Below are 16,487 nucleotides of genomic sequence, written 5' to 3' on the forward strand. Positions count from 1 at the left end.
ATTATTGAAAAACTATTTTTATTGGGAAAAGTTGCGTAATGGCTAATAGTGTATTAAATATAATTAAAATTGGCGGGAATATTATTGATGATGAACGCCAATTGGATTCTTTTTTAGAAAAGTTCTCTGCATTGTCAGGGAAAAAGATTCTTGTACATGGCGGTGGTAAAATAGCGACTCGCCTTGCTAGTGAACTGGGAATTGAAGCCCAAATGATAGAAGGGCGTCGTGTGACAAATGAGGAAATGTTACGCATTGTAACAATGGTGTACGCTGGCTTGACAAACAAGACAATCGTTGCTAAGTTGCAAAATTTGAAATGCGATGCTGTTGGATTAACCGGAGCTGATGGGGATGTCATAAAAGCTATAAAGCGTCCTGTAAAAGATGTCGATTATGGCTTTGTAGGTGATTTGTTGCATGACTCTGTAAATACCCTGGCCATCAAGAAGTTTTTGGAAGCAGGGTTTGTTCCTGTGTTTTCAGCTATTACACACAATGGCCTTGGACAATTGCTCAATACCAACGCGGATACTATAGCTTCTTCATTGGCGGTGTCTTTGGCTTCATTATATGAAACTTCTTTGGTTTATTGTTTCGAGAAGAACGGCGTTTTACGCGATGTAACGGATGAGAATTCAGTAATCCCAACGATTAAGTCAGAAGAGTTTGAACATCTTAAGGAGTCCGGCGTGGTGAATGACGGGATGATCCCTAAGTTGCAAAATGCATTCAATGCTATAAATAAAGGTGTTCAAGAGGTCTATATTGGAAATGCTAATAATCTGCATTTGTTTCAACAAGGACAATTTGGCACTTGCTTGACATTAAAATAAAAATCTAACCTAAACCCAACGATCGCTATGAAAAAGGTCACCATTATCGGAAGCGGTAATATCGGTCTTTCTTTGGCAAAAGGACTTGTAAAAAGTGAATTTGCCCATGCTGCCGATATTACCTTGACGAGGAGAAATTTGAATGCACTGGCCGAAGAAGCGCGCCAAGGCTTCTCAATAAGTAATGATAATAAACTCGCTGTAAAGGGGGCTGATATTGTTGTTTTCGCAATCCTACCTCAACAACTAAAAAAGGTATTGGTGGAAGTGGCTCCTGTAATTGAAAAGACCAATCAGATTTTTGTCTCTATTGTGTCGGGAGTTTCTTGTGCCGATTTAAAAGCAGAGTTGGGGGCAGATGCCACAGTGATACGAGCAATGCCCAATACGGCAATTGCAATAGCGCAATCAATGACGTGTATTGCCAGTGACAATGCTTCAGAGGATAGTTTGAAAGAGGTTGAGAAGATGTTTGAAACTGTTGGTTCAGTGGTTGTAATTAATGAAGACCTGATGACATCGGCAACAGCGTTGTGTGCTTGCGGTATCGCATTCTTCCTACGTGCGATTCGTGCTGCTTCACAAGGTGGAGTTGAAATCGGATTTCATGCGCATGATGCATTAAAGATGGCGGTTCAAACTGCAAAAGGCGCTGCTGATTTGTTATTGCACACCAATGCTCATCCAGAAGGAGAGATTGATAAGGTAACATCACCGAAGGGCTGTACAATAGCGGGATTGAACGAAATGGAACATAATGGTTTTAGTTCTGCTTTTATAAAAGGAATTAAACTATCTGCGGATAAAGCAGGAGGACTATACCATGAAGGATAAGCAGGGCTTATTTGAAGATGCTTTGGCCCTTTTAAAACAATTAATTGGACTATCGTCTTTAAGTAAAGAGGAAGAGTTCACAGCGGATTTAATTGTTCGCTTCTTTCAGGAGCGTGATATCAAAACACATCGAAAAGGCAATAATGTCTGGGTATATAACGCTCATTATGATAGCACCAGACCTACGATATTACTCAACTCCCATCACGATACAGTAAAACCAAATACAGGTTATACAAGAGATCCTTTGGCGGCGACTGTAGAGGAAGGTAAATTGTACGGATTGGGGAGCAACGATGCCGGAGGCTGTTTGGTATCATTGATAGCTACATTTTTGTATTTTTACCAGCATACGGACTTGAAGTATAACTTCTGTCTTGTCGCTAGTGCCGAAGAAGAGATCTCAGGTAAGAACGGTGTAGAATCTGTTTTGGATGATATCGGTTCAATTGATTTTGCAATTGTGGGTGAACCTACCTTATTGGATTTGGCAATTGCAGAAAAGGGACTGATGGTGTTGGATTGTACAGCATTAGGGACAGCTGGACATGCCGCACGTAATGAGGGCGATAATGCAATCTACAAAGCGATTAGGGATATTGAATGGTTTCAAAATTATACGTTTGAAAGGACTTCGTCAACCTTAGGCCCGATTAAGATGTCGGTGACAGTAATTCAGGCGGGATCACAACATAATGTGATACCGGCTACTTGTAACTTTGTTGTCGATGTCAGAACCACAGATGCTTATTCGAATGAAGAGACGTTGGATATTATCAAGTCTCATGTAAAATCAGAGGTCACAGCGAGATCGACGCGTCTGAAGTCTTCTTCTATTCCTGAAACGCATCCAATTGTCAAAGCAGGTGTTGTCCTGGGGCGTAAGGTATATGGATCGCCGACGATGAGCGATCAGGCTCTTATTCCTGTCCCTTCTCTGAAGTTGGGGCCTGGTGATAGCGCTCGGTCACATATGGCGGATGAGTTTATCTATATCGATGAAATTAGAGCAGGGATCGATCTCTATATCGAAATGTTAGAACAGATAGTATAAAAAAAGCTTCCATTTTTATGGAAGCTTTTTTTATACTAGACTAAGCTGATTTGACGTTTGATACTCTCTTCGAGAGAGATGATCGTCTCGGTACGTTGAATCCCAGGTACGGATTGAATATCTTCATTCAATACTTTTCTGAGGTGAACTGTATCTCTACAGATGATTTTTGCAAAAATACTGTATTGGCCAGTACAATAATGTAATTCGACCACTTCTTTGATTTCTTTCAATTTATCTACCGCATCTGCATATTGTGAACCTTTTTCAAGATAGATACCCAAAAAGGCCGTGATATCAAATCCGACTTTTTGAGGATTGATAATTAGATTTGACCCTCTAATGATACCTAATTCTTCCATCTTCTTCATTCTAACGTGAATTGTACCACCTGATACAATTAGCTTTTTTGCTATTTCTGTATAAGGAATAGAGGCATCGTTCATTAGAATAGACAAGATTTGGATATCCAAATTGTCTAGATCATAGTTTGCATATTGATTTTCCATTAACAATGGTTTTTGTGTTCATTAATTGGCCGTTGCATCAAAATCGGACCAATAGCTAAAGTAATTAAATTTATTTCAAAATTACTAAGAATTTTCGGTTTATAGATGTAAATTTAATAAAAAATACTTATTCATATTGATAATGTTATATGTTTTTGATTGAAAGTGATTATAATTGTTTCATGGTGATCTTATTATAGGTTAAGTGATTGTTTTCATGTTTGAAATCAGGATTATGATAAATTAATTTAGTATTGCCTTTTTAAGAAGTAGGAAATGCAGTTGGCCTATTAACAATCTAATCAGTTCGTATTTAGCGGTTGTTAGGTTAAAAATGTAGCCAACCGTGTGATGTTTGAGTAAACGAAAAATCAAATACGGAATAGCGATGGAAGAAGTTCAAGATGTAAAGATTTCGAAAAAGAAGCCGATTTTTGAAGTAGGGGAAGGACTTCATAAATACCTTAAGCTGTATCAGCGAGATGAAAAATTGCCTATAGGATATAAGGATCTACTGAATTTTACGGAGACAGTACCTGTTATGGATAAATTTGGCAACGATACTTTTTGGGAGACTCCACTGTATCCACAATATCTCATTGACCAATTATATGACGGGTTGAAGGTGATTTATGCTAAATTGAAAGCATCAGGTAATACGCGAATCGTCCAGCATAAATATATTGATCGTGTCGAGTACTGCGGCTTTGGCAATACGAAACCCTTTCGTATTCGTATCGTGAACCGTTTAAATGATGTGTATGATTATTTTTACATCAAGCAGGCCGATGCATCAAGAATATATGGACTGGAGTTGGAAGAAATATTGTCGCCCAATCAGGTGAATTATATGGTAGACCATGATACCTTGGTTGAGGAACATATTGTTGGAATTCCGGGAGACACTTTTTCGAAAACACGTATGTTCTCGCCTGATTATAATCTGACCCGGATTTCCAAAGAATTTGTCAAGTTTAATGAGCGATGTATTATTACGTTGTTGGGGGATATGCGGGCATACAATTTCGTGATGCAGATTACACCAGATTTTGATGATTTCCAGTTTCGAATTCGGGCAATAGATTTTGACCAGCAGTTTTATGAAGGAAATCCGAAGGTATATATGCCGCAATTTTTTAAGGAGAATCTTCCCTATGTCAAACTGGCGATGGAACATCTCAATGAAAAAACAGTACTGCAATACCAACAAGAGGAGCGTTCCTCTATTGTGCATAGAGTTCGAAGCGAAAGACATCGGATCGCTGATCTGAGGGATGCCTCGCAAACGCAGGTGCTCTCGACCCAGGAGAATATCAAACAGTTACGTGAGGGCTATGCTGAATTTTATCAGAACAACTCCTACCTCAAGTGTAAAACGATGACGGATATTGTGGAATTGAATGTGAAGAATGTGATTCGTCAGGTGCAAATGTGATTACTTGATTCGATCCTTGTTATCTTTGATAAAGGCGGACCATCCCGTGTACGACTTACTGTTGCCTGATACTGCATTTTTCTGAAACGAGTGGCAGACAGCAATTGCCAATCCGTCGGTGGCATCTAAAAATTGTGGTGTTTCCTCAAATTTTAATAGATTTTTTAGCATAGCGGAAACCTGCTCCTTTGTCGCATTTCCATTTCCTGTAACGGATTGTTTTATCTTTCTTGGAGAATATTCAAAGATCGGAATATCTTGCGCCAGCGCCGCCGCCATAGCAACACCTTGAGCTCGCCCTAGTTTGAGCATGACCTGTATGTTTTTGCCATAAAATGGTGATTCAAGGGCTACGCAGTCGGGATTATATTCCTGCATTAAAGCCGAAGTTTTTTTGAAAATACGTTGTAGTTTTAGAGCATGATCGTCTAAATGTCCCATTTTGATGACCCCCATTGAGATCAAGGATATGTTATTGCCAACTTCTTTGATGATACCATATCCCAGTACAACGGTACCGGGGTCGATCCCTAAAATTATTCTTTCTTTCGCCTTTTCCTTCTGCATATACAATATTACAAATTTTGCGTTTTATTCGCGGATTGCATTCGACAAAACTTAATCATTTGGCTAAAATTTAGTAACATTGCTCTCTAATTATCGAAAGTTGACTGGAAGACAAAAAAAATACATCAGTCTTTTATTGAAGATGCTGGTTTTCGCCCTGGCGACCTGGTATATTGCCGTGAAAGTATCTGATAAAAGTAATATTGCGAAGTTTAAAACCCTAGTAGCAGGTTTAGAACAACATTCTGTTGTTTGGACCCTGGTTTTGATCGTGGTGTTAATGCTTGTAAATTGGTTGCTTGAAGTCGTTAAATGGCAGTATCTTGCCTCTAAACTGGAACGTATTTCATTTTGGCAGGCCTTCCAATCCGTTTTTTGCGGACTTACCTGGGCTATTTTTACTCCCAATAGGATTGGAGAGTATGGTGGACGCGTTCTTTTTTTACAGCCTCAACATCGGGCAAAAGGAGCCGTGGCGATGGGCGTTGGATTATTTGCACAATTGGTGCTCACAAGCGTTGCGGGATCATTAAGTATCGCTTGGTTTATCTGTAAATTTCTCTCAACTCCTTTAACCGTACAATTTGGTGTATGGCTACTTGCAATTATTTATGCCGGAGGATTTGTCATCTTATATTTCAATGTAAAATGGATCGATTTATTGGTCGGCAAAATTAAGTTTTTGAAACGGATTAAGCCTTTCTTTGAAGTATTGGAACACTATTCAATGCGCGAGCTCCGTATTGTTCTTTTAAATTCTTTGGCGCGATTTGTCATTTTTACTTCTCAGTATATCATCTTGATGAAGCTAACGCTACCTGAGTTACCGCTTTTATCCATGGTTCTGATGATTTTTATCCTATTTTTTGTGCAGGCAGCGCTACCTACATTGGATATTTTTGATTTCAGTGTTAGAAGTTTCGTTGCAAGCAATCTATATAGTTATATTACCACACAGGAAATTGCTGTAATGGCTATTGTTTCCTGTATTTGGTTCGTCAATTTGATTCTTCCAGCTATATTTGGTTCTATTTTTGTTTTTAAGATAAATTTTTTCGGTGATACAAATTCTTAACTATTTATTGATCATTTTTGCCTGCGTATACGTAATTCTAGTTTTATGGATGCGCAGAGGCTGGTTCTTGCTTTCGGAGCCTAACAATACTGTTAGGCCAACAATGACTGTATCTGTCATTATCGCAGCGCGGAATGAGGAGTTAAATATTAGGCGCACCATTGAATCGATACTAGGGCAAAATTATCCTAGAGAGCTCCTGGAGTTAATTATTATCGATGACCATTCGGACGATAGTACGTCTTTGATTGTGAAAGAATATGAAGAAAAAGGTGTCAAGCTGATTCAATTGAACGAAAATGGCCGTTTGAATTCCTACAAGAAATTAGCAATTTCAAGAGCGATAGATTGCTGTCATGGCGAAATTATTATCACTACAGATGCTGACTGCCGCATGGGGTCGAACTGGCTAAAGACAGTTATCAGTTCATTTGAGAAAGAAGGTGCCTATCTACAATCTTCTCCAGTAGTGTATTCAGAAGAAAAGAGTTTTTTTGAACGACTGCAGACCCTGGAATTTTTGTATTTGATAGGTTTGGGCGCTGCAGGTATTGGTAATAAAAAACCAACGACCTGTAATGGAGCGAATTTGGCCTATCGAAAGGATATTTTTAAACAAATGGGCGGATTTAAAGGGATTGATGAGCTTGCATCCGGAGATGATGAACTTTTTTTACATAAGGTAGCAGAACAATATCCCGATCGTATAATCTTTTGTAAATCACAAGATGCCGTTGTTTATACAGATGCAAAACCAGATTTGAAATCATTCATTAGTCAGCGTAGACGCTGGGCTTCAAAAAGTACCAAATATAAAAATAAAGGTGTCATCGCATTGGGGATTTCCATTTGGTTTTTCAACTTATTGATATTGGTTGCTGCAGTTCTTGCGCTCTGTGGTGTGAAATTTGTTGCTTGGGTAGTACTGTTCGCGTTGTTATTGAAGATGACTGTCGAATTTCTTTTTATTCAACCTTTAACCAGGTTCGCAAGCAGAAATGAACTCTTATGGTATCTTCCTTTATTAAGCCTGGCTCATATCCTTTATCTAGCTTATATCGGCATATTGGGTAACGTTGGGAAGTATGACTGGAAAGGAAGGCAGGTCAAGTAGCTTACTGCAATTTTTCGACCTTTAGTTTTATAGCTTCCTCAGCTAATTTAACGATCTCTTCAATATTCTTGCCCTCCGTATCCAAAGGATTTAGAACCTCCCAGGTCATATGAAGAAATGGGGTTAATGGATACATCCCATATTGTACCATTTCATATGATCCTGTGATGGCGATAGGAACAACGAGTGCGTTCGGATTCTTCTTTAGTAATGTGGCAATTCCGCCAACATGAAAGGCCTTCATTTTTCCGGTTTTCGATCTTGTTCCCTCTGGAAAAATAAACGCGGACCAGTTTTTGGTTTTCATATTATTCGCAAGCTTCAATATCTCAGCAATAGACTGTTTGGGGTCATTGCGATCTATATTTGCGGCACCACCATGTTTTAAGTTAAAGGAGATGCTAGGTATACCGCTGGCAAGTTCAATTTTAGAAATAAATTTCCCATGAAACCTGCGTAAAAAATAGATCATTGGCGGAATATCAAAGGTGCTTTGGTGATTGGCTACAAAGACTATGGGTTGCCCTGTTGGAATATTTTTATTGTCGATAAACGTCACCCGATTGAATAGGGTGTAATAGCAGGCAACGAGACAGGCATTTAATATATCCACACTCTTTTTGTGTGCATTATATCCACCCAGCTTTAAACATAACCACTGTATAGGGTGGAAGATAATCAAGGATAAACCAAAACAAAGCCAAAATATTATAGATAGGAAATAGCCTAAAAACTTCTTCATAAATGTTATTTAATGGTACAAATATATCATTAAGCAGTGGTTTTTAAAAAATATTGATTTTATAGTGTTTTGTTTTAATATTATTAATGTTATATTTAATAATATTAATATAGTTATTATTTAATGAAAAAAATACCGGTTGATTGCCCTTGTTGTGAAGCGAAGTTAAAAGTCGCTAAATTGGTGTGTGACTCCTGTGAAACCGAAGTTGTTGGAAAGTTTTCATTACCCGTGTTAATGCAACTTACTGTTGAGGAGCAAGAATTTGTTCTGAATTTTTTGATACACTCAGGAAGTTTAAAGGAAATGGCAAACCAAATGGGAAAATCCTATCCGACAGTTCGTAATATCCTGGATGATCTGATTCAAAAAATGAAAGCTCTTATGAATAAAAATAGTGTTGGCAGAAATAGAAATATTTAGTGGCGAGGGAAATCGAATGATTGATGAACAAAGAATGATGTCATGATGAAAAATAATACGCTTTTTACCGAAAGCCAATCTTTTTTTAGCTGGTTATTATGTTTGATCCTTTTAACGGTCAGTGTAGCCAGTTTTTCTGTGCACTGGCATGATATCTTGCAGTTGGATTTTGTTCCATTATTTCAATTACCAGGATTTTGGATCAATTTGGTATTGTGGGGGTTATTTGGCATACTACGATTAAAAACTATTATTCGTGAAGATGGAATTGAAGTCTATTTTTTCCCATTTAATTTCTATCGTAAAAGGACGCTTTGGGCAGATATCCGTGCTATTCAGGTACGAAACTATAACCCGATCGGTGAGTTTGGTGGATGGGGATTGAGGAGGGGGGTGAGAGGTCTGGCTTTTTCAGCTCGTGGTAATATGGGGTTGCAACTTACATTGGAAACTGGTAAGATATTACTTATTGGAACCCAAAATCCGGCTGCGATTGAACAGCTGAACTTATCTCAATTCTTAAAAAATGAAAGTTAAACAGATTTTTCAGAATCCATTTGCGGAATTCCCAGAGTGGAAGTTATTCTTTGCTGGTGTTATCGGATTTTTGTTATCAAGCTATGTTATTTATTTATCGGGCCAGCAGTTCAATGGTTTTATGCATTTCTATCAACCGGATAGGGTGATTTCGATATGGGCTGTATTGGGCGTTCATGCCTGTATGGTTTTGGCTCCTTTTACACTTCTTTACGGTACTGGGATGTTATTGAACAGAAAGACCAGAATCATCGATGTCATAAATGTCGTTCTGATTATTCCATTTCCGCTCTATCTTGCCTTATTTTTAGGGAAATTGTTAAACCAGGACAAATTTACGGATGAAGTCTTAAAGGCAGTGCAAAGCGACGATCATACATTGGTTGGAGTTGATAAAACGGAGATGCTCTTGTTTGGCATGTTTGGAATCATCAGTTTTTTATTGCTATGCTATCAGTTCTATTTATTGGTTAAGGGTATGAATGTAGCCGTTAATAATAAGAAGATTGGAATCAGTATGGTATTTGTGGCATTATATTTTATATTGGATTTATGCATACAGTTTAATTTCTAGTAAAAAACGACAATGAGAAAAATTTTATACCTATTTATCATTTGTTTTCATTTTTCATGTACCCATGCGCAGACATTTGATGGCTCATGGAAGGGCGAGGTTGAGGTTTCAGGGCAGAAGCTGCTACTGGTATTCAATATCCAAAAAGATAGTGCAGGGAAGGGGAATGGTACCTTTGAGAGTCCAATGCAAACAGCGCAGAAATTTCCAATCAATCAAATACGTATTCAACACGATTCCATTTGGATGGATGTTAAGAATATAGGTCTTCTGTATGCGGGCTTTTTGGATCGGGATAAAGATGTTATGAAAGGGGTGATGAAACAAGGCCCCTTTGAATCTGCTATGATTTTAGTACGAAGCGAGAATGAACAGAGTGGGCTTTCTCGTAAGCAGGATGTTTTTCCTCCTTATAGCTATACGGAAGAGGAAGTTTCGTTTAAAAATAGTGCCGGCAATGCAGTTCTTACGGGCGCTCTGACTTATCCTAAAAATGGTGGACCATTCCCCGCATTGGTGTTGGTCAACGGTAGCGGTCAGCAGAATAGGGATTCTGAAGTGTTTGGTCACAGGCCATTTAAGGTGCTTGCAGATCATCTTACCAAAAACGGTTTTGCTGTATTACGTTACGATGATCGAGGGGTAGGCGGCTCTAAAGGAGAAGTTAATTTAGCGACAACAATTGATTTTGCCTCTGATGCCAATGCTGCAGTTGATTTTCTCAGCAAAAAAGCTATAGTAGATGTGGATAAAATCGGAATGATCGGGCATAGTGAGGGAGCCCTAATTGCCGAAATAGTGGCATCCGAGAACAGTAAGGTAAAGTATATTGCACTTTTGTCTGGCCCAGTGATCAAAGGAGATTCTTTACTGATCTTACAGAGTTATGCTTTAGGAAAAGCGGGCGGATTATCTGAAGCAGCATTACAGATCAATAAAGCAAATAATCGAAGATTGTATACTATTCTATTGGAAGATGCGCCACCAAAGGCATTGGCCGAATCGTTGGAAAAAGAACTTATTCAGCAAAATAACGGTAATCCCCTGACTGCTGATATGAAAATTAAACTAAGTCCAATGATGAGCCCCTGGTTTAGAACATTTCTTCGTATCGATCCGGCTTATTATCTGAAGCAGCTAAAAATACCGGTTTTTGCTTCATTTGGCGGAAAGGACGTCCAAGTTCCTGCAAATGAAAACATTTATTGTCTCCAACACCTGCACTTAAAGACTACTGACCTCACCATTAAGGATTATCCCAATTTGAATCACCTTTTTCAGCATGCGCAAACTGGAAAAATCGAAGAATATTTTGAAAACTCAGAGAGTTTTAATGAACAATTGATGGATGACCTAACAAAATGGCTTAAATTGAAGACAAATTGATTTAATGAACTGAAGGCCGCGAGTTTTAGTATTTCTTTCCGGATCAAATAGGGGTAAAAGATCAGGGCCATTTAATGTTCTATTAAATGGCCCTGACTATATTACACCAACCTGACTATATTAGATCAAGGGATATTTTTTTGAAGGGCTTTCCAATTAAGGTGTTGTATTGGCTACAGGAAGTATTTTCCCATTGAAATAGTGATGTCCATTTTGAGCGAACTCTGCAATATAGCGTCCCATTTCAAAGGCTAAAGTACCCGCTTCAACACCCGGAAAAGCAGCCTCGAACATTTCGGTCTGAGCAGATCCTAAGGCTAGACAGTTCACTTTGATTCCTTTTTCCTTAAACTCCTCCGCTAAGCATTCTGTAAGCACTGCTAATGCGGCTTTGCTGGTTGAATATGCCGAAAGTCCGGGAAACTTCAATGATCCCTGAAATCCCCCCATACTGCCAATATTGACAATATGTGAGCCTGATGGCATCATGGGAACAACGTTTTGTATCATATTTACATGTCCCATTACATTGGTTTGTAGCATTTCAGCAAAATCCTTTCCATCAGTTTCCATAAATGGCTTATTGATGAGTGCTCCAGCATTGTTTATCAAGATATCAACCTTATCAAATTTAGATTGGATGAAGGGAACAAGTGTAGTATAGTCATCGTAGACAATATCAAATTGAGCCGGGTATAAGGTGCCGCCATCATAGTTGAGCTGACCTGCAATTTCATGAAGTTTTCTCAGTTTGTCTGCTGATCTAGCCAAAGCAATGACTTTGTTGTCCTTTTTAGAGGTCAAATCCAACACCGCTTCAAATCCAACACCACTGCTTGCACCTGTAATAATAATATTTGCCATGTTTATTCTTCTAGTTTTTGACTTTGTTCAACTTCTTCTGCGGAAGGTAATTTGTCCTCTCCAATTGCTTGCGGATGAAAGATAAAATAAATTCCTGAAAGCGCGACGAGAGCGGAAATAATATAAAATAACAAGGTGATTAAAACCGCATTGTGTGAGTCGACGTGGAATATGCCCGCTCCCCACATGATCACAAGCTCACGCATCCCTAAACCACCCACTGAAAACGGAATGATCGAAACAAGAGAAGATGCAAGGAATAAAAATAGGTAAGGAGAAAATTTGCCGCTAAATCCTAGTGCATAAAGGATAAGAATTGCTGCAATAACTTGCATGGATTGCACACCGATTGCTTTTAAATGGGCTATTAAAAATGTAGCCTTGTATTCTTTAAAGAACTTGGTTACGATAAAGTAATAGAGAACGCTCCCTATTATAAATAGAATAACGGTCAGATAGTTTGGAATTCCGAGTTGTGGCATATAAGTAACTAGCGCTGCAATGATGAGGCACAGTGCCCATAATCCACTTAATCTATCTAAAAATAAGGCCGTAAATAATTTTCGTCCTTTAATATTGAATCGTTTCCTGAGGAAGAATATTTTATAACCATCTCCGCCAACACCGCCTGGTAAAATGAGGTTGTAAAATAGGCCAAGTTGATACAGTTTTAAATTATATTTTTCCGTAACATCTAAACCGATTGCCTTTAAAAAAGTCAATAAGCGCGAAGAAGAAATAAAAATTGAGATACTATAAGCAACTAAAGCAAAGAATAGATAGAGAGGATTGGAGTTGATGACGGCTTCTTTCAGATCCTTTAGCGATACCTTGCTAAATACCCAGTATAAGGCTCCTACAGTAACGACAATCTTTGCTATATTTTTGGCTATTTTGAGCCCCTTTTTTTTATCCATATAAATTATACATCCAATCTTGTTCGGCTGTAATTAGCGTTTTGGAGAATCCAAAGTTAGAAACTTTGGCGAATTGTGCAATTGGGCTTAAGCAATCGTTGGGTAAATTCTTGAATACAATAATATCAAATATAAAATACCAAAGATAGTAGCAAGAGAAAATAGCCAATTTAGGTCAATTCTGTTATATTTGTGCTTGAGCACAGCGATCATTAATCCAATGATGAAGCAAAATAACAAGATAGGAGCGATGAGAGCTATCTTGTTCGTAAAAGCAAGGCTGATTTGATTCAATTTGCTTTTTGCTTCCTGTCCTAAAAAAAGCGGATAAGAAGCAAAGGCCAATAAAATGATAAATAACCTTAACAGCGTTTTTGCGATTATTTTGCTTATGGTATGATTTTTGGCTGTAATTTTCATGTTTTGTGGATTAATTTACCCCAAAAATACAATTTGAAATTAAAATTTATAGATATGAATCGATTCGTTTTATCATTAGCAACTATTTTTGCTACGGTGACCTTATTTTCTTGTGGAGCACAAAAGCAAGGTACATCAACTGGAAATCCTTCTTCCAACACGAGTGCAGCTTCTGGTCCAAGCGCTTCGGATTGGAAATCCGCTGTAAAAGGTACATGGACGTTGAATACAATCGATAGAGAGAATTTACCTTCTTCATTCACGATTAAAAGTGTATTTGAAGAAGCTCCTGCAGAATGTTTCGTAGGTAGTACATGGAATTTTATTGGAAATGGTAAAGGATCTATTACTTTTAATGCGCAAGGAACTTTATGTGCTCCGGGTGCATCACGTGAGATCTTTTGGTCTATCTATAATCCTGGAAAAGGCTTAGGAGAACCTCAGTTTCAATTTAAAAAGATTTATGCGGGCGATAAGGCGAAAAATGTCACAACAGGTTACCGCTTAGATTTATCTTATTCTGATGGGAATAAATTAGTTATGCGTATGCCATTGACTGTTGCGAATGGAGAAGCCTATCTAGTTTTTAACTTTACGCGCTCAAACTAAACGTAAACGATAAAAAAAGAATAACAGAAAGCTATAGGAATTCCTATGGCTTTTTTTGTTTAAAATTTAATACTTTTACACTCCCAATTCATTATGATTTATTTGCGCTGTAGACGGATGAGTTTACGAATACGGTGACCGGCAAGTATGGAATGATAATCTTGTGCGTAGCTAAATTAATCGCGGATAAACTAATTGTATGTATGGATATGGGATAAATATCTAACGATTTCGTCAGGTATTGCTTAATCTAGAGAGAAACATGGCTGAACAAAACACGAAAACTGCTTTAATAACAGGTATAACAGGACAAGATGGTGCCTATCTAGCAGAATTCCTATTGAAGAAAGGATACAAAGTACACGGTTTAAAACGCCGCAGCTCTTTATTCAATACTGATCGTATTGACCATCTTTATCAAGATCCTCATCTCGACAATCGAAATTTCACATTGCATTTTGGTGATTTGACGGATTCAACCAATTTGATTCGTATTATACAAGAAACACAGCCTGACGAGATTTACAATCTTGCGGCACAATCTCACGTAAAGGTTAGTTTTGATACGCCAGAATATACTGCTAATGCAGATGGTATCGGTACATTGCGGATTCTTGAGGCGGTCAGATTATTGGGAATGATCGAAAAAACCCGTATTTATCAGGCTTCCACTTCCGAATTGTATGGATTGGTGCAAGCGGTTCCACAAAGTGAAACAACACCCTTTTATCCACGAAGTCCGTATGCTGTAGCAAAAATGTACGGTTATTGGATTACTGTAAATTACCGTGAAGCTTATAAGATGTATGCCTGTAATGGTATTTTATTTAATCACGAGAGCCCTGTAAGAGGAGAAACTTTTGTGACACGTAAAATTACCAGGGCTGTGGCAAAAATCGCGCTAGGGCTGCAAGATAAATTATATCTTGGTAATCTGTCCGCACAACGTGACTGGGGGCATGCCAAAGATTATGTAGAAGCAATGTGGTTGATTCTACAACAAGAAACCGCAGAAGATTTTGTGATTGCTACAGGTGTGACAACAACTGTTAGGGATTTTGTTCGCATGGCTTTTGCAGAATTGGGAATTGAAATTGAGTTCAGTGGCAAGGGAGAGCAGGAGAAGGGGGTAATTATCGATATTGACGAGGAACGCTTAGCTCAGTTAAATATTGATAAGTCGCTGATTAAATTCGGTCAGACTGTTGTCAAAGTTGATCCGGCATATTATAGGCCAACTGAAGTCGATTTACTAATTGGTGATCCGACTAAAGCAAATACAAAACTTGGATGGACGCCAAAATATGATCTTCAGATGTTGGTAACAGATATGGTACAATCCGATCTTCACCTGATGAGAAAGGAAGAATACTTAAAACAAGGCGGATTTGAGACCTTGAATTATTTTGAATAATTCATAATTGGTAATAAAAAATAAAACTGGAATAATTTTTGTTTAAACATTCAATAGTATAAATTTATAGATTTATACCTATGAATATGACAGTATATTATGATAAATTCAGAAGTTGTTTCGAGTAAGAAAGAAGAAGAGAAGAAGAAAGATTCTTCGAAGATTTACTTCTTTATCATTGCGATAGCAGCATTACTTGCAACAAACATATATTTTTATGTCAAGTTTAAGACTAATGGTGAAAAGGTCTATACACTTACAGTAGAAAAAGAAAATCTGCAGGTACAAATCGATCGTATTGAAGCTGAATTGGATAAAATTGATGTAGAAAATGTCCAATTGACGCCAGAGATGACTGTGCAGAAGGATGATTCTAGGGCGGAGATCGCAGTACTTCGTAAAAAGCTTGAAAATAAAAGTATTACTCCAAAAGATATTGATGATGCACAGCACAAGATCAATCAGCTTAAGAAGCAGGTGGATACTTATCGTGTAAATGTGCAACGGCTGATTCAGGAAAATCAAATTTTATCGAAGCAAAACTCCAATTTGAGCGAATCTGTAGTTGAAAAAGAAAAACAAATTACTTCTTTAGTTACATCAAATTCGGACCTGAAAGAGAAAGTTGCAACTGCTTCAGCATTGAAGGTTTCAAGTATCAGTATAAATGGACTTGAAGTCAAAAAGAATGGAAAGGAAGTCGTAGAAGAACGTGCTAAAAAAATCGATAAGTTAAAAATCAACTTTACCGTTGCTGATAATCCGTTAGCTAAAAGTGGAGAACGTGATATATATGTCAGAATTATCGATCCACAGGGAAATCTGGTCGTGCAAGGTGATAATATTTTCTATGTACATGGAGAGAAATTGCAATATACCTTTAAACACAATATTTTATTTACCAACAAAGGTGAAGATTATATCGTCTATTGGGCAGCAGAAGAGGGGTTCTCAAAAGGGGCCTATACGGTTTTGCTATATGAAGATAATGCAATCATGGGACGATCTACGGTTGTGTTACGTTAAAAATAAATGAACTATTAAACAAAAAAGAAGCTGTCTCAAATTTATTGAGGCAGCTTTTTTATTAAATATGGCTATGCGATAGATTTGTGAGTTGTTTGTTGATTATTTCACAGAACTGTTCATTTGGGAAGAAAAAGAACAAAAAGTAGCT

General features: G+C 37.8%; 19 protein-coding genes. 13 read left to right on the forward strand and 6 right to left on the reverse strand.

All coding sequences use genetic code 11. The features are described from left to right. Positions 1-38: 38 nt before the first annotated feature. Genes argB through B3E92_RS17285 form a run of 3 tightly spaced genes read left to right on the forward strand, consistent with a single transcriptional unit; the run spans position 39 to position 2,724 of the window. Positions 39-836 carry an acetylglutamate kinase gene (argB, locus tag B3E92_RS17275; RefSeq protein WP_070570388.1) on the forward strand — a complete coding sequence of 266 codons (798 nt, stop codon included), beginning with the start codon at positions 39-41 and terminating at the stop codon, positions 834-836. A 27-nt stretch (positions 837-863) separates the two neighbouring features. Then, positions 864-1,670 (forward strand): pyrroline-5-carboxylate reductase, encoded by an 807-nt coding sequence (proC, locus tag B3E92_RS17280; protein ID WP_070570386.1) that lies wholly within the window; start codon positions 864-866, stop codon positions 1,668-1,670. Next, the gene (locus tag B3E92_RS17285; protein WP_070570383.1) at positions 1,660-2,724 is read left to right on the forward strand and encodes a M20 family metallo-hydrolase; all 1,065 of its coding nucleotides are present in this window, start codon (positions 1,660-1,662) and stop codon (positions 2,722-2,724) included. The genes proC and B3E92_RS17285 overlap by 11 nt, the downstream gene beginning before the upstream one ends. 35 nt (positions 2,725-2,759) lie before the next feature. Here the strand turns inward: B3E92_RS17285 and B3E92_RS17290 are convergent, their stop codons facing one another. Then, positions 2,760-3,233, reverse strand: coding sequence for an Lrp/AsnC ligand binding domain-containing protein (locus B3E92_RS17290; RefSeq protein ID WP_046674894.1), 474 nt, complete (start codon positions 3,231-3,233; stop codon positions 2,760-2,762). 388 nt (positions 3,234-3,621) lie between these two features. Between B3E92_RS17290 and B3E92_RS17295 the strand changes: the two genes are divergently transcribed. Continuing rightward, on the forward strand, positions 3,622-4,668 hold the full coding sequence (locus B3E92_RS17295) for a hypothetical protein (RefSeq protein ID WP_046674895.1): 1,047 nt from the start codon (positions 3,622-3,624) through the stop codon (positions 4,666-4,668). Here the strand turns inward: B3E92_RS17295 and ruvC are convergent, their stop codons facing one another. Beyond that, positions 4,669-5,235, reverse strand: a complete 567-nt coding sequence (gene ruvC, locus B3E92_RS17300; RefSeq protein WP_046674896.1) for a crossover junction endodeoxyribonuclease RuvC — start codon at positions 5,233-5,235, stop codon at positions 4,669-4,671. It lies immediately after the preceding gene. 100 nt (positions 5,236-5,335) lie between these two features. Between ruvC and B3E92_RS17305 the strand changes: the two genes are divergently transcribed. Together B3E92_RS17305 and B3E92_RS17310 are read left to right on the forward strand one after the other, a co-directional pair. Beyond that, positions 5,336-6,310, forward strand: a complete 975-nt coding sequence (locus B3E92_RS17305; RefSeq protein ID WP_070570381.1) for a lysylphosphatidylglycerol synthase domain-containing protein — start codon at positions 5,336-5,338, stop codon at positions 6,308-6,310. Then, positions 6,294-7,424 carry a glycosyltransferase family 2 protein gene (locus B3E92_RS17310; RefSeq protein ID WP_070570379.1) on the forward strand — a complete coding sequence of 377 codons (1,131 nt, stop codon included), beginning with the start codon at positions 6,294-6,296 and terminating at the stop codon, positions 7,422-7,424. Before B3E92_RS17305 ends, B3E92_RS17310 begins: the two co-directional genes overlap by 17 nt. Before the next feature lies 1 nt (position 7,425). On the opposite strand, the gene B3E92_RS17315 is transcribed toward B3E92_RS17310, so the two are convergent. After that, positions 7,426-8,166: a lysophospholipid acyltransferase family protein gene (locus tag B3E92_RS17315; RefSeq protein ID WP_070570377.1), complete on the reverse strand. Its 741-nt coding sequence runs from the start codon at positions 8,164-8,166 to the stop codon at positions 7,426-7,428. Positions 8,167-8,289: 123 nt separating this feature from the next. Here B3E92_RS17315 and B3E92_RS17320 point away from each other — a divergent pair, with 123 nt between their 5' ends. From B3E92_RS17320 to B3E92_RS17335, 4 genes are read left to right on the forward strand one after another with little or no spacing between them, the layout of a single operon-like run. Next, complete coding sequence (locus B3E92_RS17320) at positions 8,290-8,589, forward strand: DUF2089 family protein (RefSeq protein ID WP_070570375.1); 300 nt, start codon at positions 8,290-8,292, stop codon at positions 8,587-8,589. A 42-nt stretch (positions 8,590-8,631) separates the two neighbouring features. Further along, positions 8,632-9,126, forward strand: coding sequence for a hypothetical protein (locus tag B3E92_RS17325; RefSeq protein ID WP_139145106.1), 495 nt, complete (start codon positions 8,632-8,634; stop codon positions 9,124-9,126). Further along, on the forward strand, positions 9,116-9,700 hold the full coding sequence (locus B3E92_RS17330) for a hypothetical protein (protein WP_286777007.1): 585 nt from the start codon (positions 9,116-9,118) through the stop codon (positions 9,698-9,700). The genes B3E92_RS17325 and B3E92_RS17330 overlap by 11 nt, the downstream gene beginning before the upstream one ends. Positions 9,701-9,712: 12 nt before the next feature. Further along, positions 9,713-11,086: an alpha/beta hydrolase family protein gene (locus B3E92_RS17335; protein WP_070570369.1), complete on the forward strand. Its 1,374-nt coding sequence runs from the start codon at positions 9,713-9,715 to the stop codon at positions 11,084-11,086. A gap of 156 nt (positions 11,087-11,242) precedes the next feature. Here the strand turns inward: B3E92_RS17335 and B3E92_RS17340 are convergent, their stop codons facing one another. The 3 genes from B3E92_RS17340 to B3E92_RS17350 form a co-directional block, all read right to left on the reverse strand. Continuing rightward, complete coding sequence (locus B3E92_RS17340) at positions 11,243-11,950, reverse strand: SDR family NAD(P)-dependent oxidoreductase (RefSeq protein WP_070570367.1); 708 nt, start codon at positions 11,948-11,950, stop codon at positions 11,243-11,245. A 2-nt stretch (positions 11,951-11,952) separates the two neighbouring features. After that, positions 11,953-12,867 carry a lysylphosphatidylglycerol synthase transmembrane domain-containing protein gene (locus tag B3E92_RS17345; protein ID WP_070570365.1) on the reverse strand — a complete coding sequence of 305 codons (915 nt, stop codon included), beginning with the start codon at positions 12,865-12,867 and terminating at the stop codon, positions 11,953-11,955. 87 nt (positions 12,868-12,954) lie between these two features. Further along, a complete protein-coding gene (locus B3E92_RS17350; protein WP_046674904.1) occupies positions 12,955-13,287 on the reverse strand; it encodes a hypothetical protein in 333 nt (110 codons plus the stop codon). Positions 13,288-13,341: 54 nt separating this feature from the next. Between B3E92_RS17350 and B3E92_RS17355 the strand changes: the two genes are divergently transcribed. The 3 genes from B3E92_RS17355 (at position 13,342) to B3E92_RS17365 (ending at position 16,336) form a co-directional block, all read left to right on the forward strand. Beyond that, positions 13,342-13,896, forward strand: coding sequence for a lipocalin family protein (locus B3E92_RS17355; RefSeq protein WP_075994619.1), 555 nt, complete (start codon positions 13,342-13,344; stop codon positions 13,894-13,896). A 262-nt stretch (positions 13,897-14,158) separates the two neighbouring features. Then, complete coding sequence (gmd, locus tag B3E92_RS17360; protein WP_046674906.1) at positions 14,159-15,310, forward strand: GDP-mannose 4,6-dehydratase; 1,152 nt, start codon at positions 14,159-14,161, stop codon at positions 15,308-15,310. Positions 15,311-15,409: 99 nt separating this feature from the next. Next, entirely contained in the window at positions 15,410-16,336 is a 927-nt protein-coding gene (locus B3E92_RS17365; protein WP_112373909.1) for a hypothetical protein, read from the forward strand. Positions 16,337-16,487 lie beyond the last annotated feature (151 nt).

Source organism: Sphingobacterium sp. UBA6317, from assembly GCF_002440385.1.
Lineage (GTDB): Bacteria > Bacteroidota > Bacteroidia > Sphingobacteriales > Sphingobacteriaceae > Sphingobacterium > Sphingobacterium multivorum.